This window comes from Pseudomonas sp. UMAB-40, assembly GCF_900095275.1.
Classification (GTDB): Bacteria; Pseudomonadota; Gammaproteobacteria; order Pseudomonadales; family Pseudomonadaceae; genus Aquipseudomonas; species Aquipseudomonas mandelii_B.
This window is the reverse complement of record NZ_LT607566.1, coordinates 73531-95341: the sequence shown is the minus strand read 5'-3', so window position 1 is coordinate 95341 and position 21811 is coordinate 73531. Positions and strand designations below refer to the sequence as shown.

Here is a 21811-nt window from a genome sequence, read left to right as displayed (position 1 = left end):
TATTGAGAGGTTCCTATGCCTGAACAAACATTTGCGTTTCATCTTTCCCCTCGGGGAAAACTGCGCTGGGCGATTGCCAGCCTGTTCCTGATTGCCCATCTGCCCAGCGCTCTCGCGGGCGGCGTGGTGGTCGCGCCGGGCCCCGGCGGCACTGCGCAACTGCAAACCCAGGGCGGCGTGCCGATCGTCAATATCGTTGCGCCCAACGGCTCGGGCCTGTCGCATAACCAGTTCCTCGATTACAACGTCGATCGACAGGGTCTGGTGTTGAACAACGCCTTGCAGGCCGGGCAATCCCAACTCGCCGGGCAACTGGCCGCCAATCCGCAGCTCCAGGGCCAGGCCGCGAGCGTGATCCTCAACGAAGTGGTCAGCCGCAACGCGTCGGCCATCAACGGTGCCCAGGAAATCTTCGGCCGCGCCGCCGATTATGTGTTGGCCAACCCCAACGGCATCTCGGTGAACGGCGGCAGTTTCATCAACACACCGAACGCCAATCTGGTGGTCGGCCGTCCCGAATTGAACGACGGCAAGCTGCAAGCCCTGAGCACCCGTGATGCCACCGGGACGTTGCAGATTCAGGGCGCGGGCCTGCAAAACCGTGAGGGCTCGATCAACCTGATCGCCCCGCGCATCGACAGCCAGGGCAGCCTCAACGCTCGGGATCAACTGAACCTCACCGTCGGCCGCAATCAGGTGGATTACGCCTCGGGCCAGGTGAAAACCGTGGACCCGGCCGGCAACACCACCGATCAACGCATCGACGCCAGCCTGTTTGGTGCCATGCAGGCCGGGCGCATCAACATCGTCAGCACCGCCGAAGGCGCGGGTGTGCGGGTCGGGCCGGTGCAGGTCGCGGGTCGTGAGGGCGTGCAGATTCGCTCGGCAGGCGATTTGAGCATCAGCGGCCAAGCCGTTCCCGACAGTCTCGAAGTGGTCCGGGCAGGCGTTCGCAGCAGCCAGGGTGACGTTGGCTTGCACAGCGGCAAGGACCTGACCCTGGCCGCCGCCGACGTCAGCGGTCGCGACGTCAAACTCGACGCCGGACGCAACCTGACCCTGACCACCGTCGAAAGTCGCCGTCTCCAGGAGAAGCGCGAGAACTGGAACAACAGCACCCTCGGCATCACCTGGGAAACCTACGACCGCACGCAGACCGACAGCGATTCACGCCAGCATGGCAGCCAGATTCTCGCCAGCCGAGACGCGCAATTGTCGTCCGCTGGCGACACTGAACTGAAAGCGGCCAAGGTCGAAGCGGCGAACAATCTGAGCGTGCAAAGCGGCGGCGATCTGCGCCTGAGCGCCGCCACTGAAAGCCACACCCAGACCGATCAGGGCAACCATCGCAAACACTTGTGGAAAGCCGATTGGAACACCAGCAGCGAAGAGCAGCGCAGCATCACCAGCCACTTGAAGGGCGGCAACATCGCCCTGCAAACCGCCGGGTTGTTGCATTCCGAAGGGGCTGAATTGAGCAGCGCCGCTGACATCCACCTCGCGGGCAAACAGGTGGAAATCACCAGCGCCAGCCGCACTCAGCGCAACAGCGACAACCGATACTCGGGCGATCTGGTGGGCGGTGGTTTCTTTGGCAAGACCGGCGACGCCGATCAAGGCAAGACCCAGAACCAGGGCAGCAAAATCAACGCGGCCGGCAAGCTGATCGTCAAGGCGGACGACGTGCGGATCAGTGGCAGCCAGGTGCGCGGCGGCACCGAATCCAGCGTCATCAGCGACAAGGGTTCGCTGGTGATCGATGGCGTGCAGGACACCTCTCACACCAACAGCCACGACAAGGACAGCAAGTTCTTCGGCATCACCAAGGACGAAACGCGGCAGACCGCCAAGGACAGCAGCACGGTGCGCAGCGAGCTGACCTCGGACAGCAACCTTACGCTCAAGAGCGCCAAGGATATTGAGGTGGCCGGTTCCACGGTCAAGGCCGGCGGCACCCTGAGTGCTGACGCGGCGGGGGATGTGAAGGTGCATTCCGCGCAAGACACTCGCGGCAGCAGCACGACCACCGAGACGCGCGGCTTCGATGCCTACGCCAGGGAAAACGGCCCGGACGCGGGGCAGTATCGTGCCGGTGTGCATTACGAAGACAAGCAGCAAACCGTGACCAACAGCGACGTCAAGCAGCAAAGTTCCAGCCTCAGCGGCGGCACCGTGCAACTGGTGGGGGGCGGCGACCTGACGCTTAAGGGCGCCGAGGTCAGCGCCACCCACGGCGACGCGACACTGGCCGGCAAAAATGTCTCGCTGCTGGCCGAACAGGACAGCCACAGCACCTCGACCGATCAAACCAGCACCCGCGGCGGCTTCTACTACACCGGCGGTCTCGACCGTGCTGGCAGTGGTGTCGATTTCGCGCATAGCACTTCACAAGACACCACCGGCAAAACCACTGCACAAACTACCGGCGTGCAGAGCAGCGGCAACCTGACCATCAACACCGGCAAACTGACCACCGAAGGCGCGCGTCTGGATGCCGGCAAAGGCCTGAATGTCGCCGCAGTTGAAGTCGACAATCGCGCTGTGCACAACACCGACAGCAGCACCCATAAAGACAGCAACTGGTCGGCGGACATCGGCGCCAACGTCGAGTACAAAGACATCGCCCGGCCAATCGCCGGCGCGGTCAAGGACGTACTCGCCGGCAAGGTGCCGGACAAGGATGCACTGGCGAATCTCGGTCAACCCAACGTGGGCATCGACGTCGCCATCGGTCATCAGAACGCCAGCCACACCGAGCAAACCAGCAACGCCGTGGCCAGCCAGTTCAAGGGCAGCACCGTGGATGTGAACGTGGCCGGGACGTTGCAGGACCAAGGCACGCAATATAAGGCGAGCGCGGGCAAGGTAAATATCAACGCTGATACGTTGGTGGCGAGCGCTGCGAGCAATACCCACAGCAGCACCGATCAGGCACTGGACGCCAAGGCTGACGTGCGGGTCTACACCAAAACCGGTGAGGACGTGAACGTCGCCGGCAGCGGCGCGGGCGGCAGCAGCCAGACGCGCAAAGACAGCTCGAACGCCGTCGTCGGCCGCTATGCCGGCAGCGAAGGCGTGAACATCAACCTGCGCGGCGATGGTCAGTTCGAAGGCAGCCATTTCGATGGCGGGCAGGGCGGTGTTGCGATCAAGACTGGCGGCGAACTGGCGCTGAACCAGGCCAATGACCATCAGAGCAGCGACACCTCCAGCCTGCGCGGCAACGGCTCGTTGAACGTCGGCACGGCGCCGGGCACCAACGGCACCAATGTCGATCTTGGCGCTGGTTTCCAGCTCGATCACACCGGCAAACAGACTGAAGACAGCCAGGCGCGTGTGGCGAGCATTCAGGGTAAAGGTCCGGTGCTGCTGAGCAGCGGTGGCGACCAGATCCAGCAAGGGACCAAGGTCGACACAGTGGGTGGCATCGACCTGAAGGCTGGCGGCAAACTCGATCTGCAAGCGGCGACCGACACCCACACCGCGACCGGCAGCAACCTCGGCGGCGGCCTCAAGGTGGGCGGCAGCAAAACCAGCACGGAGAAAAGTGCTGACCAGGGCGGTAACGTGAGCGGCAATTTCAACATCGGTCGGGTCAACGAATCGAGCCGGACCTTGACCGGCGGCCAGCTCAACAGCCAGGACAGCATCGCCCTCAGCGGTGAGGCGATCCACCTGCAAGGCACTCAGGTCAACGCCCCGGGCGTCAGTCTTGATGCGCAGAATGGCGGAATCTATCAGGAGTCGGCCGAGTCCACGCAAAACCGGAGCAACTGGAATGTGGCTCTGAATGCCGGCGGCAACCTGAGCAACAGCACGCCGGTTGTGGTGGATGAACAGAACGTCGCCACGAGTGATCACGGCTTCAATGCCGGGGCCAAGGTCGGCGTGGATTACCAGCAAGGCACCACCCAGCAGAACAGCCAGATCAAGGCTGACAACGTGGTGTTGAACAGCGTGGGTGATACTCGTCTGGCGGGCGCGCGGATCGATGCGGCGAGCGTCAGCGGCAAGGTCGGCGGTGACCTGAACGTGGAAAGCCGCCAGGACAGCCAGACTAGCGCCAAGCTTGATGTTGACCTCGGCCTGACGGGCAAGAAGGCCGCACCGTCCGACAAGGACACAGTCGCAGAGAATGTGAAACCGGGCGGGACCGACTACAAACCGACGCTGAAACTTGAGGGTGGCTACGTGCATAAAGACAGCGTCAGCCAGGTTTCCGGTATCAGTGGCACCCAAGGCGTGAACCTGAAGGTAGGCGGCGCAACGCAGCTGACCGGTGCACGGGTTTCGTCCACTGAAGGCCGCGTTGATCTGGGTGGGTCGAAGGTCAGCACGACGACCGTGGACAACCGTGATTATGGGGTCAACGCCGGTCTGGATTTGCCTGAAAAGGCAGAGGGTGAAGCCAGTAAACCGGTCGTTTCAACACCGGGTGAGCACAGCGTCAAACTGGGGCCTGTCACCCTTGGCGGTCATTTCGATAGTCAGTCGTTACAGGCTGGGATCGACGAAAAAAACATCTAAAACGCAAGACTCTGTGGGAGCGAGCTTGCTCGCGATAGCGGCGGTACAGCCGAGAAAATTCTCGCCTGGAACACCGCATCGCGAGCAAGCTCGCTCCCACATTTGTTTACCGTCGCTCTAACATTTAAACCCGCTCAAAAATCGCCGCAATCCCCTGACCACCACCAATGCACATAGTCACCAGCGCATAACGCCCGTTGATGCGCTGCAGTTCGTGGATGGCTTTGGTGGCAATCATCGCCCCGGTCGCGCCCACCGGGTGACCGAGGGAAATGCCCGAGCCGTTCGGGTTGACCTTGGCCGGGTCGAGGTCCAGTTCCTGGCTGACCGCACAGGCCTGGGCGGCGAAGGCGATGTTGGCTTCGATCACGTCCAGGTCAGCCACGGTCAGGCCTGCGCGTTTGAGCGCCAGGCGCGTGGCGGGAATCGGGCCCAGGCCCATCAGTTCTGGCTCAACACCGGCGTGGGCATAGCTGACCAGGCGAGCGAGCGGGCGAAGATTGTTGACTTGCACCGCGCTGCCGGTGGCCATGACCAGTGCCGCAGCGCCGTCGTTCAGGCCCGAGGCATTGCCGGCCGTGACCGAACCGTCCTTCTTGAACGCCGGCTTCATCTGCGCGAGTTGTTCCAGGGAAGTGGAACGCGGGTGTTCGTCGATGCTGAACAGCGTCGTTTCCTTGCGGCCTCGGATTTCGACCGCTGCGATCTGCTCACTGAAGTAGCCATTGGCAATGGCGAACGCCGCGCGTTTTTGATCTTCCAGGGCGAGAGCGTCCTGCATGTCGCGGGTGATGCCGTTGCGCTCGGCGACGTTCTCGGCGGTGATGCCCATGTGGATGCCATGGAACGGGTCGTGCAGGATGCCCAGCATGTAGTCGATGGCCTGGACGTTGCCCATGCGCGCGCCCCAACGGGCGGACGGCATCAGGTACGGGCCACGGCTCATGGACTCGGCACCGGCGCCGATGGCAATCTCGGCGTCGCCCAGCAGCAAGGTCTGGGCCGCGCTGATGATGGCTTGCAGGCCGGAACCGCAGAGGCGGTTGACGTTGTAGGCGGGGGTTTCTTTCGGGATGCCGGCGTTCATCGCGGCGACCCGGGAAATGTACGCGTCGCGGGTCTCGGTCGGGATCACGTTGCCCATCACCAGATGGCCGATTTGCGCCGGGTCCACGCCGGAGCGCTCCAGGGCGGCCTTGACGGCCGTGGTCGCCAGATCGGCCAGCGGAACCTCTTTGAGCGAGCCACCAAAGGTGCCGATGGCGGTGCGTGCGGCGCTGACAACAAATACGTCTGGGGTGTTCATGAAGGCTTTCCTGTGGATGGGTTCTTTTCAGTGCTGCGATTAACCAGTGCGTTCAATGCTGCCTGCGCTTCAGGGGTGGTCAGGCGCTTGATGAACAGCAAGTTCTCCTGGCGAATGGTGGCTTGCAGTTCCGGCATTGATGTCTGCTTGAGCAGTTGCCGGGTCTGACGCAGGGCTTCCTGGGGGAGCGCCAGCAGTCGCCGAGCCATGTGCTCGGCGGCGGCCAGGCACTGTGGCCCGTCGTCGAACAGTTCGTTGGCCAATCCACACGCGACGGCGGCGCCGCCGTCCAGGCTGTCGCCCCACAGCAGCAAACGCGCCGCCCGGGCATGACCGAGCAGGCGCGGCAGCAGCAGGCTTGCGCCGAACTCCGGGCACAGGCCCAGGTTCACGAACGGCATGCGCAACCGGGCATTGCGCGTGACCAGCACCTGATCGCAATGCAGCAGCAGGGTGGTGCCGATGCCGATGGCCGCTCCGCAGACCGCCGCGATCAACGGTTTTTGCAGGTGGATGACCACGCGCATCAGGCGAAACGCCGGGCTGTCCAGATCGGTCGGCGGATGCTGGAGAAAATCCGCCAGGTCGTTGCCACTGGTAAAGCACGTGTCGCCGCCGGTGATAATGATCACGCCGATTTCAGCGTCTTCATCAGCGGCCAGCAACAGGTCGGCTAACTGCGTGTACATCCTGTTATTCAGCGCGTTGAGCTTGTCGGGGCGGTCAAAGGTGAGCGTCAGTACACCTTCGTTTCGTTCTTGTTTGATCAGGTCGTTCATGTACGTGCTCTGGGTGATCGCTATGAAGGGCACTCTAAGCGCGGGATCGGCGCCGGATCTATGACAAAAGCCGTCAACGAAACTGCCGCTTTTTGCCATGTCGGGCCGTCGCAAGGCTCACACACCCATTCGGGGTATGGTGCCGTTTGCTGAATCGCTCAATAGTGGATTCATCCGCTCATCCAGATCGGAACTCGCTTGATAAGGTGAATTTGCTATGCGCAAGGCCTTCTTGGTGATGCTTGGTGCGTTGATTGTGCCGCTGTCGGCAGGCGTCCACGGCGCCGAAGTGGACGATAGCCACACACTGCGGCTGTATAACTGGGCGGATTACATCGGCGAAAAAACCATTGCCGACTTTCAGAAAGCCACTGGCATCCGGGTGATCTACGACACCTTTGATGCCTATGAAACGGTCCAGGCCAAGTTGCTCACTGGCCACTCCGGTTATGACCTGGTGGTGTTGAATGCCTCCCTCGCGCCACCGCTGATCAAAGCCAAAGTGTTCCAGCCGCTCGATAAAAAGTTGCTGCCGGGCTGGGCCAACCTGGACCCGAAAGTCTTGCAGGACTTGCAGGGATTCGATGCCGGCACGCTGTACTCGGCACCCTATACCTGGGGCAGCAATGGCATCACGTACAACGTCGACAAAATCAGGGAGCGCATGCCGGACGCGCCGATTGGCTCGTTGGCGATGATCTTCGACCCGAAAATCGTCTCACGCTTCGCCGATTGCGGCGTGACCCTGGTCGATGCGCCCACTGAAGTCATTCCACTGGCGCTGAAGTACCTGGGGCGCGACCCGCGAAGCGCCGCGCCGGAGGATCTCAAGGCCGCCCAGGATCTGCTGCTGTCGGTCAGGCCGTACATCCGCAAGTTCGACTCGGTCAACTACCTGACCAGCCTGCCCAATGGCGATGTGTGCATGGCCATGACCTGGTCCGGCGACTACGCGACCGCCATGGCCCGCGCCGAAGAGGCCAAATTGAAGATCAAACTGGCCTATTTCATTCCCAAGGAAGGTTCGCTGATCTGGTTCGACAACCTGTACATCCCCGCCGATGCGCCCCACGTGGCCAACGCCCACAAGTTCCTCGATTACTTGATGCAGCCACAAGTCATGGCCGATGTGACGGACTTCATTCACTACGCCAACAGCAACGCGGCGGCCACGCCATTAGTGCACGCCGATGTGCGCAACAACCCGGCGATTTATCCCGATGACGAAACCCGCCAGCGCCTGTTTCCGCAGAAAACCCAGGATGCAAAAGAGATGCGTGCCATGACCCGCGTCTGGAGCACGGTGAAGAGCGGGATTTGATTGTTTACCCCTTTGGTTTGAGGTTTGTGTATGGCTACTCCAACTCAGAAAGTGCTGTCGAGCGTCGATAACGCTCATTTGCTCAAAGCCGATAAAGCCCACTACATGCACGGCTATCACATGTTCGACGAACACGCCGAGCAGGGCGCGCTGAACATTGTGGCGGGTGATGGCGCTTATATTTACGACACCCAGGGCAACCGCTTTCTCGATGCGGTGGGCGGTATGTGGTGTACGAATATCGGTCTGGGCCGAGAAGAAATGGCACTGGCGATTGCCGACCAGGTCCGTCAACTGGCGTACTCGAACCCGTTTTCCGACATGTCCAACAACGTCGCCATCCAGTTGTGCGAGAAACTCGCCAGCCTCGCCCCCGGCGATCTCGATCACGTGTTCCTGACCACCGGCGGCTCCACCGCCGTGGACACCGCGTACCGGTTGATTCAGTACTATCAGAACTGCCGCGGCAAACCGGAAAAGAAGCACGTCATCGCCCGTTTCAACGCGTATCACGGCTCCACCACCCTGACCATGTCGATCGGCAACAAGGCCGCCGACCGCGTGCCGGAATTCGATTACGCCAACGACAAGATTCACCACGTCTCCAACCCCAATCCTTATCGGGCGCCGGACGGCATGGACGAGGCGCAGTTTCTCGAGTTTCTGATCAAGGAGTTCGAAGACAAGATTCTGTCCATCGGTGCGGACAAGGTTGCAGGCTTTTTTGCCGAGCCGATCATGGGCTCCGGCGGCGTGATCATTCCGCCCAAGGGCTACCTGAAACGCATGTGGGAAGTCTGCCAGCGCTACGACATTCTGTTTGTCGCCGATGAAGTGGTGACGTCGTTCGGGCGGTTGGGCAAGTTCTTCGCCTCCCTGGATGTGTTCGATGTTCAGCCGGACATCATCACCACGGCCAAGGGGCTGACATCGGCCTATCTGCCGTTGGGCGCGTGCATTTTTTCCGAGCGCATCTGGAAGGTGATCGCCGAGCCCGGCAAGGGCCGTTGCTTCACCCACGGCTTCACCTACAGCGGCCACCCGGTCTGCTGCACGGCGGCGTTGAAGAACATTGAAATCATTGAGCGGGAAAACCTGCTGGAACATGTCGACGTCGTCGGCGCGTATCTGGAACAGCGTCTGGCCACACTCAGCGACTTGCCGCTGGTGGGCGATGTGCGCTGCCAGAAATTCATGGCCTGCGTGGAATTCGTCGCCGATAAACGCACGAAGGCGTTGTTTGCCGACGAGATCAACATCGGCGAGATGATTCACTCGCGGGCGCAGGCCCGAGGGCTGTTGGTGCGGCCGATCATGCACCTCAATGTCATGTCGCCGCCGCTGATCCTGTCATGCGCCCAGGTGGATGAAATCGTCGAGACCCTGCGGGTGTGCATTCTTGAAGTGGCGGGCGAACTTGAGCAGAACGGCCTGTATTTCGGCCAATGAGGTCGGCGAATCTGCGGTTACCCGGGGCCGGTTCACCCGCTAGACTGCGGGGCATGAGCAAACCAAACGATGACACATTGATCGCCTTGACCTTCGGCGCCCTGCATAAATGGCACGGCGACCTGCGCCAGGCCTTCGCCCACATCGATGAGCCCGACGCGCTGAGCTTTTTGGCGTCGGCCTTCGGGCATCTGGTGTCCATCGAATCGGTGATGATCAGCCTGGAACACAAGGACCGCCCGCCACAATTGTTGTATCAGCGTGGCATCCCGGAAAAATACCGGGAGTCGATCATCGACCGCTATTTTTCCGGGGGCTACCTGCTCGACCCGTTTTGCCTGGCGGTGGAGCAGGGGCTGGCCGAAGGGTTTTATCACCTGGAGGACATTGCCCCGGACAACTTCTTCGACAGCGAGTATTACAAGACTTACTACCTGAAGGCCGGCAGTTCGGAAGACAGTTTTTACATTGTCGATACCGGCCATGACACCCAGGTGTCGGTGAGCCTGTTTCAAGGCTTCGGCGGGGAAAGTCTGCGGCTTGAACAGCTGAACCTGCTGCGGGCGGTTGAGCCGCTGGTGCGCGAATTCATCAGCGAGTTCAGCCGCCGGGGCTTACAGCTCAGCGCTGTCAACGAGGGCGTGCGTGATGATCTCAAGCAACGCGTGCAGTCGGCCTTCGAAAACTTTGGCTGCGACTTGCTGACCGAACGCGAACGGGAAGTGGCGCACATGGTGCTGCGCGGGCACTCCGTGAAATCCACGGCCAGCCAGATGAGCATATCGCCTGAGACGGTGCGCATGCACCGTAAGAATCTTTATCTGAAGTTGAACATCGGGTCACAGTCGGAACTGTTTGCGCTGTTTATCGAGTGGTTACGCAAGCACTGATCCAACCGCCAGACCAGATACCTGTGGGAGCGGGCCCGCGATAGCGGTGTGTCAGGCAACATAGATGTCGACTGGCACTCCCTCATCGCGGGCAAGCCCGCTCCCACAAGGCATCGCGATATAAGGCGGGATGGGCAATTAGCCGGGTCTTCGAGACACTAAGGATCTGACTTTTTATCTACCCGGGGCGCCAAGGGGCTATCCAGCACCCAATGCATTTTCTGAAAGGCTTTGCGCTCTCTCGCGACCGCAGCGTCCCATTCATCCCCGAACGCCTTGCCCGAACGAACCAGTTCCATGACCGCCGCCGTTGCGGCGGTCAGTTCCAGGCGGGCCTGGCGCAGGTCTTCGTTGAATTTCTCAATCGTCATCCATGCACTCTGAAATTAGTTGCAGGCGTTTGCATGGCCGGGAGTCAGGTTTTTTTCGGCCAATATTGAGGGTCAACTCGTCGCAGATCATCGAGGTTCAACTAGAATTCTAGACTTCGGAAGGCATGTTGCAGCCGCGCTCAAACAACAAAAATATTGCGAAACAAGGGGCATTCAACCTTGAAAATTTCAGCCCTCTGCGCTATCGGGAGCCTGTTGGTTTCGACGGTGACGTCTGCCACCGGGATTATTCCTGTCCTCGACCTGGACTTCACACGACCGGCTGTCGAGACCCTGAAAAAAATCGGCATCAATGACGCATGTATTATCGCCGCCTCCAACCCTGCAGCGTTCACCTACTGCCGTGAAGGATCATCGACGCTCTGGAAATATCAGGCGCTGGATCTGGAACAGCAGGCGTCGATCCTTAAAGGTGAACGGCGACCCGCCACCGATTTCGGGCGAATCACGGTCGTGGAAGTTGATAGCGCCGCTTGCCTGGAAGATACCCCTGCGCCTTTGATCAAGCCGGCGATCACTCGCGGTTTAGCCTTCGGCATGATCTTGCTGTTTTTGTTGATTGGCTTTCGATACACCTACAGGGCGACCATGCGCCACCGCGATGACTACGCGGTGCTGTCGGACGCGTCCTTGCAACGATTGACCGGATACTTGCCGGCAAAGGCGTTGGGAGCGTTTGGTATTGCCGCTGCCGTGGCCCTGGTTTACTGCTTCTGGTGACATCACCGGCAACAGCGTTCGTCCGGACAACTAGGTCAACTGTGGGAGCGAGTCTGCTCGCGATGGCGGTGCCTGTTCGGAGTACATGTTTAAAGGCGTTTAAGGATACTTCCTGAAAGCTACAACGCCTTGCGCCGTTGCCTACGACTACGCCAGAATCCGCCGGCTTGTGCGCTTTGGACGCCCTCGGTAACTTGATCCCCGTCACTGATTCCCAGTGAACGGGTTTAGTAGCTCGAGGTTCGAATAATGCGACAGGCGTCTGTCAGACAGGTATTTCCATGCCTGCACCTGATGGTGGCTGTGCGTAGGGCGCCCTCGGGCGCGCCGGTCTTCTATTCGTTCCCCGGTCTACTAACCTGCGTACAGCCGCCACCCCTCGTATTAGTAGCGAGGCGAGGCTGCCCATTCAGGAACGAATAAATATGTGCAAAATAACTCCAAACCCGCCAGACACTGATCCGGCATCCCCCTACGAATCACTCGATTCCAAAAAGCTCCACGAAGCCGCCGAACGCGCCCTCGACCATTACCTCAACCCCGCAGCCCTCAAAATCCCGGTCATTCGAAAACCGAGCACCATGTTCATGATCGCACCGGACATCAAAGACGAAGACCTGCTGGCACACACCTGCGAATCACTGGCCTCGGCCAGCGTCATGACTGCCGATTTCGCGGCCTACCTGGAAGGACCGCATCGGCATACGGCGCTGGGTATCCAGCAGATCATCATGCAGGCGGAACTGGCGGTGAACCGGATGATGGATAACGTCGAAGTGCCGAAGTAATCACCTTAATACCGCGTTATCGTTCTTCGCGGGCAAGCCACGCTCCCACAGGATTTGAGGTGATCACAAAATAAGTGAACGCCACAAAACCTGTGGGAGCGTGGCTTGCCCGCGATGGCGATAGACCAGGCACCATCACCCTTAAATCCGAAAACTCCCCACCACCTGACGCCCGTCTTCGGCTTGTTGCATCGCGCACTGATCCAGAGGTTTGCGACGGCCCCTGCAACGGGGGCTGTTGGCTTGACTGACTAACGGCAACCCCGACGATGTGGAATCCATTGCTTCCCCTTAATAGGAAGCATTACTATTCACGCCCCGTCTCCACAGCACACCGCAATGACCCCCAAGTTGCCCCGCAGACACGGCTTTTTCGAGCATTACGAAGAGTTGGTTGGCACCTGGACCCGTCGCCTGAGAAATCGTCAGCAGGCTGAGGATCTGGCCCACGACACCTTCGTGCGGGTGCTTGAGTCCGATTCGTCGGCGGTGGAGCAACCCCGGGCGTATTTGCACCAGACAGCGCGCAATATCGCGGTGGATGGTTATCGGCGTGAGGACCGGCGGGGTGCCATGGAGTCGGAGGCGGTTGATCACAGTGCGTCGTCGTCCGGCGACCCGGAGCATTTCATGCATGCGATCCAGTTGGCTGATTCCATCGAGCGGGCGCTCACCGAGCTGCCGGTCAACTGCCGCAAGGTGTTTGTCTGGCAGAAGATCGAAGGCCTGACCCAGTCGGAAATCGCCGAACGCCTGGGACTGTCCAAGAACATGGTGGAAAAGTATATGATCCGCACCTTGCGGCATCTGCGCGACCGCCTCGACGGACAGCACCCATGATCGGCCGCGCCTTCTCATCCCCAGCCAGACAGGAACTTCCATGACGGATACTCGTGCTTGTGCGTGCGGGCAAACAACGGTTCGCGACGACGCGGCGCGGTGGTTTGTGCGTCTGCAGGAACCGGCTGTGGACGTCGAGGAATACCGGCGTTTCGAAGCCTGGCTGGCTGAACACCCTCAGCATCGCGACGAATTTCAACTGCTTCAGGGCCTGTGGACGGCGGCCGATCTGCTGCCCGCCAAGCGTCTGCAAGCCCTGTGCGAAACTCCGCCGGCCCGGCGTAAACGCCAGCCGCTGGTGCGTTACGCGGTGGCGGCCAGTGTGCTGGCCATGGCGCTCGGGTTGGGGCTGTTCAGCGGCTTGAATCACCCGGCGATTTATACCGCCGAATATTCCACGGCGTTGGGCGAGCGCCGTCATGTGGCGTTGCCCGACGGCTCGGTGATCGACTTGAACAGCCGCAGCCGCATTAAGGTGCGCTATGAAAAGGACCGTCGTGGCATCGAGTTGACCGAAGGCGAAGCCATGTTCAGCGTCGAACACGATACAAGCCGCCCGTTTGTAGTCGAGGCGGGCAGCGGCAAGGTGACGGTCACCGGCACGCGCTTCGATGTGCGTCGCGATCTCACGGAAACCCGGGTTGCGGTGGAGCAGGGCACGGTCAAGGTTCAGGGCCAGGGACCGGATGTCATCAGCCTCACCGCAGGCCTCGGCACTCGCGTCGATGCCAAGGGCATGGTTGCTGCCGCATACGCAGTCAATCCGGCAGAACTGACCGCGTGGCGCAGCGGCAAACTGGTGTTCAACAACGCCAGCCTCAGCGAGGTCGCCGCAGAAGTCTCGCGCTACCGCGAGAAGCCACTGACGGTCGGCAACGACAAAGTGGGCAATCTGCGCCTGACCAGCGTGTTCAAATCCGACAATACCGACGCGCTGCTCAAGGCCTTGCCGAGCATTCTGCCGGTGGCCGTGCGGACCCTCGATGATGGCAGTCAGGAAATAATTTCCAATTAATTTCCAAACCGATTCAGGTTTTTTTTGAGTTCTTCGTCTTCTTGTCCAACTGCAACTGGTTTGCATTAACAGCCGCACACTCTTGCGATCTACAGGACAATGTTCGACGTGAAGAAAACCACCGCTAAAAACAACAATTCACGCTGGCTGCGGCTCGCCCTCGCCCTGGCCGTCAGTGCCGCGCTTCCCCAGGCATTCGCCGCCGACGGCATTCATATTCCCGCGCAGCCGTTGGGCCAGGCCTTGAGTGAGCTGGGTCAGCAAACGTCGCTGCAGGTTTTCTTCAGTCCTGATCTGGTGGCCGGCAAACAGGCGCCAGCCGTCGACGGCGACCTCTCGCCGGAACAGGCCTTGCGCCAATTGCTGCAAGGCAGCGGCCTGCAATACCAGATCGATCAAGGCTCGGTGACCCTGACGCCAGCGCCGACTTCCGCAACGGCCGGCCCGATCGAACTGGGCATGACCGACATCAAAGTGCTCGGCGACTGGCTCGGCGATGCCGACGCTGCGGTGGTGCAGAACCATCCCGGCGCACGTACCGTGATCCGCCGCGAAGCGATGGTCGAGCAGGGCGCCATGAACGTCGGCGACGTGTTGAAGCGCGTGCCTGGCGTGCAAGTGCAGGACGCCAACGGCACCGGCGGCAGCGACATTTCCCTGAACGTCGGCGTGCGCGGCCTGACTTCGCGCCTGTCGCCACGTTCCACCGTGCTGATCGACGGCATACCAGCAGCCTTCGCGCCCTACGGCCAGCCGCAACTGTCCATGGCACCGATTTCCTCCGGCAACCTCGACAGCATCGACGTGGTGCGCGGCGCCGGTTCCGTGCGTTATGGACCGCAGAACGTTGGTGGCGTGATCAACTTCGTGACGCGTGCGATCCCGGAAAAAGCCACCGGTGAAATCGGCACCACCCTGGAAACCTCCCAGCACGGCGGCTGGAAGCACATCGACACCGCATTTCTCGGCGGCACCGCCGACAACGGCATCGGCATGGCGCTGTTGTATTCCGGCGTGAACGGCAACGGTTACCGCGAGCGCAACAACGGCAATGACATCGACGACGTGATGCTCAAGACGCACTGGGCGCCCACCGATGTCGACGATTTCAGCCTCAATTTTCACTACTACGACGCCAGCGCTGACATGCCCGGCGGTCTGACCCAGGCGCAGTACGACGCCAATCCGTTTCAGTCCGACCGCAATAACGACAACTTCAGCGGGCGCCGCAAGGATGTCTCGTTCAAGTGGACGCGGCAGCTCGACGACCGCACCCAGGCCGAAGTGCTGACGTACTACACCGACAGCTTCCGTGGCAGCAACATCGCCGCTCGCGATCAGAGAACCCTGGGCTCGTTCCCGCGCACGTATTACACCTTCGGCATCGAACCGCGGGTGTCCCGTGTGTTCGACGTCGGCCCGACCACCCAGGAAGTCAGTGTCGGTTATCGCTACCTCAAGGAGGGCATGCACGAGCAGGCGAGCCGCCTGGCGCTGGTCAACAACGAGCCGGTGATCCGTCCCGGTTCGGACGGCCATGTGTACCAGGATCGTACCGGCGGCACTGAAGCCAACTCGGTGTACGTCGACAACAAGATCGACGTCGGTAACTGGACGATTACGCCCGGCATCCGCTTCGAACACATCAGCACCGACTGGCACGACCGCGCCGTGCTCGACACCGCCGGCAGACGTGTACCGGAGAAAAACCGCAGCATCGAAAGCAACGAGCCGCTACCGGCCCTGAGCGTGATGTATCACCTGTCGGAAGAGTGGAAGCTGTTCGCCAACTACGAAACCTCGTTCGGCAGTCTGCAGTATTTCCAGCTGGGTCAGGGTGGCACGGGGGATGAAACCGCCAATGGCCTGGAGCCGGAAAAGGCCAAGACCTATGAGGTCGGCACGCGCTACAACAATGAGGTGTGGGGCGGCGAGTTGACGGCGTTTTACATCGACTTCGATAAAGAGTTGCAATACATCAGCAACGACGCGGGCTGGACCAACCTCGGCGCGACCACGCACCAGGGCATCGAGGCATCGGTGCACTACAACATGGCGGCACTCGATCCACGGCTCGACGGCCTGACCGCCAACGCCGGGTTCACCTACACCCGCGCCGTGTATGAAGGTGAAATTCCAGGCTTCAAGGGCCGTGACCTGCCGTTCTATTCGCGCCAGGTGGCGACCGCCGGCCTGCGTTACGACATCAACCGCTGGACCTATAACCTCGACGCGTTTGCCCAGTCCAAGCAGCGCTCACCGGGTGTTGCGGTGAACGCCGATGGCAGCTTCACCAACAACTACATCACCGAAGGCACCGCCGATGGTCAGTACGGCGACATTCCGGGTTACGTGACCTGGAACGTGCGCGGTGGGTATGACTTCGGCGCGCAACTGTCGAATCTGAAGCTCGGGGCCGGGGTGAAGAACGTCTTTGACAAGCAGTACTTCACCCGCTCCAGCGACAACAACTCGGGGATGTACGTCGGAGCACCGCGCACGTTCTTTGTGCAGGCCAGCGTCGGGTTCTGATAGACCGAGTCGCCTTCATCGCGGGCAAGCCCGCTCCCACATGATAGCTGGCGTACACAGAATCTGTGTTCACTGACGATCCCTGTGGGAGCGGGCTTGCCCGCGATGCTTTTAGACCTTCAACACTCTGCCGCCAATGGCCACCGCCACCAGCAACACCGCCATCAACCCGAAGGCGAAACTCAAGCTGCTGCCATGGGCGATAAAGCCGATCACTGCCGGGCCCGCGAGAATTCCCGCGTAGCCCAATGTGGTAATCGCCGGCACTGCAATGTGCTCAGGCATGACCGTCTGTTTCCCGACCGCGGTGTACAGCACCGGCACGATGTTCGAGCAGCCCGCACCCAATAACGCATACCCGACCAGCGCCGCCTCCCAGGCCGGCGCAAACGTTGCCAATGCCAAACCTGCCGCCGCCGTCAGGCCGCCGAACACCATCACCCGTGTCGCGCCCAGGCGCCGGACAATTCGGTCCCCGGTCAGTCTTCCGGCGGTCATGGTCAGCGCAAACGCCGCATAACCCAGCCCCGCATACGCCGTGTCGATCCCGCGCTCCTGCGCCAGGAACACCGCGCTCCAGTCGAGCGCCGCGCCTTCGGCCAGGAACACGATGAAACACATTCCACCGATAAACAGCACGATGCCATGGGGCACGGCAAACGCCGGTCCTGAGCTTTCGCTGCCATAAGGCAACAGGTGCGGCGCCGCTTTAAGCAACGCCACGATCAGCAACACATTCACCACCAGCATCGCCCCCAGCGGCGACAGCCCCAAGCCGAGCAGGGCGCTGACACCCGCCGCACCGACAATCCCGCCGAGGCTGAACATCCCGTGAAACCCCGACATCATGTTCTTGCCGCTGGCGCGTTCGACGATCACCGCTTGCAGGTTCACCGTCGAGTCCACCGTGCCCAGGCCCGCGCCGAACATGAACAGCGTGGCAATCAATGCCGGCACCGACGACACCGTTGCCAACAACGGCAACGCCGCACAAATCAACAACGTCCCCCCGGTTGCCACCCGACGGCAGCCGAAACGCGTGGCGAGCAGGCCAGCCATCGGCATCGCCAGAATCGAGCCCACCCCCAGGCACAACAGCAACAACCCGAGCGTCCCCTCATCGAGCCCTGCGCGTGCCTTGGCATAAGGCACCAGCGGCGCCCAGGCGGCGATGCCAAGACCGGCAATGAAAAAGGCGATGCGGGTGGACATCTGCTCCAGGCGTCCGGGAATGACGGGAGCAGGCGTGTTGAGGGCAGTCATGAAAAATCCTTGGCGGTGCAGGTTGCTGACAGAATGCAGGGCAACATCCTTGCATATCAGGCAGCGTCCCGCGACCTTGAAGGTTTCTCACGGCCCATCTAAAACGTACCTCGAGTCTCGCTTTCGGTGCCGCTGGTGAAGCTGACGTTTGGTCCCGGCTGCCAACGCACGGCGTCCGACGAGTCGTTATTGCGCTCGATGCATTTCCATTGGATGCCTTGATCCGCCGGCACATCAATCGAACCGCTCCATTGGTTCTGCGCAGGGCTGCGGTTCAATGCCACGGCATGACGTGGATCCCAGGCCCCCAGTTCCAGCGACGAGCCCACGGCATAAACGGTTTTGCCGGGCTGGGGCGTGGCGTAGTCGCACGTGAAGCGGACGCTGACAGGCAGGTGTTCGGCCGCAATGCTCCAAATGCGGATTTTGCCGTCATCCCGGTTCAGCACGGGATCGCTCAGCCCCGGGGGAAGCTTTGTCAGGTTCGAATCCAAAGCAATGACCAGGCTTTTGCGGGCGCCCGTCGTGGTCGCCACCAACCCGGAATATTGAGGTTGAAAGCGGATCGGTGAGTCGGCCTTGATCCCGGCCTCCTTGCGGAATTTGATCAGTTGGCGGATGAGGTCACCGCGTTGCCAGTCGTACATATCTGGCCAGTACACGGAAGGTGTTCCGGGGCTGCTGAGGATGTAGGCATAGGCCTGATTACGCCGCTCTTCGGGCAAGGCCCAGTGATGTTGGCCCCCGTAGCGTCCCGGCGAGTAACCGGTGTCATGGTTGTCGACGAAGGTGACCGCGATCTTGCGCCAGTTCGGATCGGGATTGCCGTTGAGCCCATGCCGCCATTCGGCGATCGAGCCGTTTTGCATGCGTTCCTTGAGGGCGAAGTCGAAGACGGTGCAGCGGGATCGGTCGGACCAGTCCTTGAGTGCATCTTGCCAACTGGCCTTGCTGCGCCAGTCATCGGTGGGGTATTCACCGGGGCCTTTCCACAGTTCACCGACACAAAACTGTTGATCACCGAAGGTGCGCATCCAGCGATCAACGTTCTCCGGTGCATAACCTCTGACGAAGTCGAAGCGCAAGCCTTGGGCGCCGTAATCGTTGCGCAGCGTGATGAATTCGGCGCTGAAGGTTTCGAACACACGCGGGTTGTCGGTATTAAGATCGGCTTTGCCATCAAGGAAGGCGTCACCTTTATCGCAGGTGGGGCAATCGTGACGCCATTCGTTGCGGCCCCGGAGGAACAGCGGTTCGACGTTATTAATGTCAGACATGTGGTTAGGCACGACGTCGTAGACGACCTTTACGCCTGCATCATTGAGGGCCTTGGCGGCCTGCTTGAGTTGCTCATCGGTGCCGTATTGGCTGTTTTTTTCGAAGGAGCGCCAGAAGTAACCTTCGCCTCCGCCAGAAGTGCCGTTGCTGCTGTTCTCCCAACTTGAAGTATCCAGCCAGAGCGGCGGCATCCAAATGGCAGTGAACCCGTCCTGTCTGACCTGACCCGCCATACGCGTTAGCACCGCATACCACTTCTCCGGAGCGTTGCGACTGGAGTTCCAGTGAAAGCCTTGCAGCAGGATGTCTTCTCCTGAGTCATTGCGAACGGGGCCTTTTTGATCGGCGATGACCACTCCGCCGAGTACCAGGGCAACCAGCAGGGGCAGCAGGGAAGTCCGTTTCATGACGTTCCTCCAAACGCGAATCAGGAGCTTCACTCTGGCCCGCGCGCGAAGGCTTGTCTGCTGTCATAACTGACAGGTTTGGCAGACTTGTTCGCAATAAGTGGCGTTGTATTTATAACTGAGTGACTGGAGGAACGCCCGGCTCGTGCTCGCACAGTGCCCGAATCAGCGGGTCGCGTACCTGCATCAACTCGAACAGACCCAGGGCACGAAGCGCCGGCAACGCCTGGCGAATGTCTTGCGTCGCGGCCGTGCGTTGATCTTCGGGTGTCTGGGGATCGATCAGCATCCGGGCATTGATCAGAAAGGCCCCGACCGTGCCTTTGCGCACAACAGTTCCATTGAATTGGCCTTGGTTCAGATCGTCGGGAAGCAGGTCTTCGGCGCGCATGGTTGAGACTCCGGTGAATGAGTGCCCAGACTAATCCGTTGCTCATGGCTAAACTGCGCTATCTGGGTCATTCGATAACGTGAAACTGCCAATGGCTAAACCGCTGATATCTGTTGAACAGGCGCAATCCAACGCGGGACCGCTGGTGATTGCCTCGGTCCTGAACAGTCCCATCGAGCGCACCAGCGCTCCCCACCGGCATGCGCGCGGGCAACTGTTGGGCGCGCGGCGCGGGCTATTGACGGTGGAGGCGGCAGATCATCACTGGGTGGTACCGGCGACCCATGCGGTGTGGATTCCACCCGATAGTGTGCATGGCTTGCGTTCCCATGGCCCCTTCCACGGCTGGAGTGTCTATGTGGCCGCGCCGGCCTGTGGCGAATTGCCCGGACACCCCTGCATCATCGCGACCTCGGGTTTGCTTCGTGAGGCTGTCGACCGGGCGGCGACCTGGGGCGAGGGACCGCTGGATCAGCGACAGGAGCGGGTCGCCCAAATGATTGTGGATGAGGTCGCCGCGCTACCCGCCGAGCCCTTCGGTCTGCCGCTGCCACTCGACCCGCGTCTGCGGCGGATCAGTCAGGCGCTGGCCGACGACCTCGCCGACAACCGTTCGCTCACCGAGTGGGCGCAATGGGCCGGTTTGTCTGCCCGGACCCTGGCCCGGCGCTTCGTCGATGAAACCGGCTTCAGCTTCAGCCAATGGCGCCAGCGCGCACGTTTGCTGCGGGCGTTGGAGTTGCTCGCCGCCGACGTACCGGTGACCACCATCGCCCTGGAACTGGGCTACGACAATGTCAGCGCATTCATTGCGATGTTCCGGCGAACGTTTGGCGTGACGCCGGGGCGGTATTTCATCGCAGGCCGTTGACGCCTACAGTACAGGCTCTTTTCAGGCTGACTTCAGGACTGATCCATGACGCCGTTCTACGATGCTCGAGGCAATATCTACGCGGTGGTGCCGCCCGACGAGGTGCGCGGTCGCGGTATCGATTTGCCGGACCAGGCCGGCGACGCTGCGCAGATTCGCGAGCGCTGGGCATCGGCCGCCATCGAGGCATTCTGCAGTTGGGCGCCCGGCACCCAGCCGCCCGGCAGCAAAGACCATCGTTGTGACGGGCTGTTGGTAGGGCCGTTTCAATCCTCGCCACCCTTTGATCTGTTGATCGTCAATACCGACGGCACCCTGGCCGAGCGCAGTGGCAATGGGCTGACAATATTTTCGCAGGCGCTCAGCGAGCAAGGATTGATGCCCAAGGAGCAGGCGTGCCTGCTGCGGGTTCATCACGACAAGCGTGATGCGGTCTCGCCGGTGGAAACCTCGGTGAAACCCGCTGAAGTCGACGGCGTGCAAGGGTTCTGGCTGGATCTGGGCAAACCTTCGTTCGGGCCGCAAGCGGTGGGCGCGCATGAGGTTGAGCGCGTAACGCTGAATGCTCGCGAAGTGAGCCTTGTGCAGCCGTTGTCGGCACTTGATGCTGCCTGGAACCGTAGCCAGTTTGTGCGCATCGGCAATCCCCATTGCGTGACGCTGCTGACGAATGCCGACGCGTTGCCGAGCAATGAGCGGATGCGTGAAGCGCCCTTGGCCCAAGGCTTGATGCGTATCGCCTATGCCGCGCCAGCCGGGGCCGGGCAGCCGTGTCCGTCGGGGGTGAATGTGCAATGGGCGATGCTTGAATCCGAGGGGCGCTTGGTGGCACGGGTGTTTGAGCGTGGGGAAGGGCCAACGGCGTCGTCAGGCACCAGCGCCAGTGCGGTGGCGTGTGCGGCGTGGCGGGTCGGTTGGGTGGCGGCGGGAGAGGTGAAAGTCGTCATGCCGGGCGGCACGGCGCCGGTTTTTTTGGAGGAATTGGCAGGGGAATTGAGTCGGGTCAGGTTATTTGGCACGGCTCGGTTGATGGGTTGAATTG

At 61.0% G+C, this 21811-nt stretch carries 17 protein-coding genes; 11 read left to right on the top strand and 6 right to left on the bottom strand.

Translation table 11 applies throughout. From position 1 onward, the window contains the following. Positions 1–15: 15 nt before the first annotated feature. Positions 16–4527 carry a hemagglutinin repeat-containing protein gene (locus tag K0F88_RS21860; protein ID WP_219096505.1) on the top strand — a complete coding sequence of 1504 codons (4512 nt, stop codon included), beginning with the start codon at positions 16–18 and terminating at the stop codon, positions 4525–4527. A gap of 124 nt (positions 4528–4651) precedes the next feature. On the opposite strand, the gene K0F88_RS21855 is transcribed toward K0F88_RS21860, so the two are convergent. After that, positions 4652–5833: an acetyl-CoA C-acyltransferase family protein gene (locus K0F88_RS21855; protein ID WP_094468229.1), complete on the bottom strand. Its 1182-nt coding sequence runs from the start codon at positions 5831–5833 to the stop codon at positions 4652–4654. Further along, on the bottom strand, positions 5830–6612 hold the full coding sequence (locus K0F88_RS21850; RefSeq protein WP_094468228.1) for an enoyl-CoA hydratase: 783 nt from the start codon (positions 6610–6612) through the stop codon (positions 5830–5832). Before K0F88_RS21850 ends, K0F88_RS21855 begins: the two co-directional genes overlap by 4 nt. 217 nt (positions 6613–6829) lie before the next feature. Here K0F88_RS21850 and K0F88_RS21845 point away from each other — a divergent pair, with 217 nt between their 5' ends. From K0F88_RS21845 to K0F88_RS21835, 3 genes are read left to right on the top strand one after another with little or no spacing between them, the layout of a single operon-like run. Beyond that, a complete protein-coding gene (locus K0F88_RS21845; protein WP_094468227.1) occupies positions 6830–7933 on the top strand; it encodes a polyamine ABC transporter substrate-binding protein in 1104 nt (367 codons plus the stop codon). Between the two features lie 30 nt (positions 7934–7963). Further along, positions 7964–9382, top strand: coding sequence for an aminotransferase (locus K0F88_RS21840; protein ID WP_094468226.1), 1419 nt, complete (start codon positions 7964–7966; stop codon positions 9380–9382). After that, entirely contained in the window at positions 9379–10272 is an 894-nt protein-coding gene (locus K0F88_RS21835) for a LuxR C-terminal-related transcriptional regulator (protein ID WP_094468225.1), read from the top strand. The genes K0F88_RS21840 and K0F88_RS21835 overlap by 4 nt, the downstream gene beginning before the upstream one ends. Positions 10273–10430: 158 nt before the next feature. Here K0F88_RS21835 and K0F88_RS21830 read toward each other — a convergent pair whose 3' ends face one another. Beyond that, the gene (locus K0F88_RS21830) at positions 10431–10643 is read right to left on the bottom strand and encodes a hypothetical protein (protein WP_094468224.1); all 213 of its coding nucleotides are present in this window, start codon (positions 10641–10643) and stop codon (positions 10431–10433) included. 180 nt (positions 10644–10823) lie between these two features. Between K0F88_RS21830 and K0F88_RS21825 the strand changes: the two genes are divergently transcribed. The 5 genes from K0F88_RS21825 (at position 10824) to K0F88_RS21805 (ending at position 16559) form a co-directional block, all read left to right on the top strand. Next, positions 10824–11384 carry a hypothetical protein gene (locus K0F88_RS21825; RefSeq protein ID WP_094468223.1) on the top strand — a complete coding sequence of 187 codons (561 nt, stop codon included), beginning with the start codon at positions 10824–10826 and terminating at the stop codon, positions 11382–11384. Between the two features lie 425 nt (positions 11385–11809). Then, complete coding sequence (locus tag K0F88_RS21820; protein WP_094468222.1) at positions 11810–12172, top strand: DUF6124 family protein; 363 nt, start codon at positions 11810–11812, stop codon at positions 12170–12172. Positions 12173–12511: 339 nt separating this feature from the next. Continuing rightward, positions 12512–13012 carry a sigma-70 family RNA polymerase sigma factor gene (locus tag K0F88_RS21815; protein WP_219096504.1) on the top strand — a complete coding sequence of 167 codons (501 nt, stop codon included), beginning with the start codon at positions 12512–12514 and terminating at the stop codon, positions 13010–13012. A 40-nt stretch (positions 13013–13052) separates the two neighbouring features. Then, on the top strand, positions 13053–14027 hold the full coding sequence (locus K0F88_RS21810) for a FecR family protein (protein WP_094468220.1): 975 nt from the start codon (positions 13053–13055) through the stop codon (positions 14025–14027). Between the two features lie 108 nt (positions 14028–14135). Then, positions 14136–16559, top strand: coding sequence for a TonB-dependent receptor (locus K0F88_RS21805; protein ID WP_219096503.1), 2424 nt, complete (start codon positions 14136–14138; stop codon positions 16557–16559). A 111-nt stretch (positions 16560–16670) separates the two neighbouring features. Here the strand turns inward: K0F88_RS21805 and K0F88_RS21800 are convergent, their stop codons facing one another. The 3 genes from K0F88_RS21800 to K0F88_RS21790 form a co-directional block, all read right to left on the bottom strand. Further along, the gene (locus tag K0F88_RS21800) at positions 16671–17822 is read right to left on the bottom strand and encodes an MFS transporter (protein WP_219096502.1); all 1152 of its coding nucleotides are present in this window, start codon (positions 17820–17822) and stop codon (positions 16671–16673) included. A 98-nt stretch (positions 17823–17920) separates the two neighbouring features. Next, positions 17921–19507, bottom strand: coding sequence for a glucan 1,4-alpha-maltotetraohydrolase domain-containing protein (locus K0F88_RS21795; RefSeq protein WP_219096501.1), 1587 nt, complete (start codon positions 19505–19507; stop codon positions 17921–17923). Between the two features lie 112 nt (positions 19508–19619). Further along, on the bottom strand, positions 19620–19898 hold the full coding sequence (locus tag K0F88_RS21790; protein ID WP_094468215.1) for a hypothetical protein: 279 nt from the start codon (positions 19896–19898) through the stop codon (positions 19620–19622). A 91-nt stretch (positions 19899–19989) separates the two neighbouring features. On the opposite strand from K0F88_RS21790, the gene K0F88_RS21785 reads away from it, so the two are divergent. Beyond that, entirely contained in the window at positions 19990–20769 is a 780-nt protein-coding gene (locus tag K0F88_RS21785; protein ID WP_094468214.1) for a helix-turn-helix domain-containing protein, read from the top strand. A 45-nt stretch (positions 20770–20814) separates the two neighbouring features. Further along, a complete protein-coding gene (locus K0F88_RS21780) occupies positions 20815–21807 on the top strand; it encodes a diaminopimelate epimerase (RefSeq protein WP_094468213.1) in 993 nt (330 codons plus the stop codon). Positions 21808–21811: the final 4 nt, after the last annotated feature.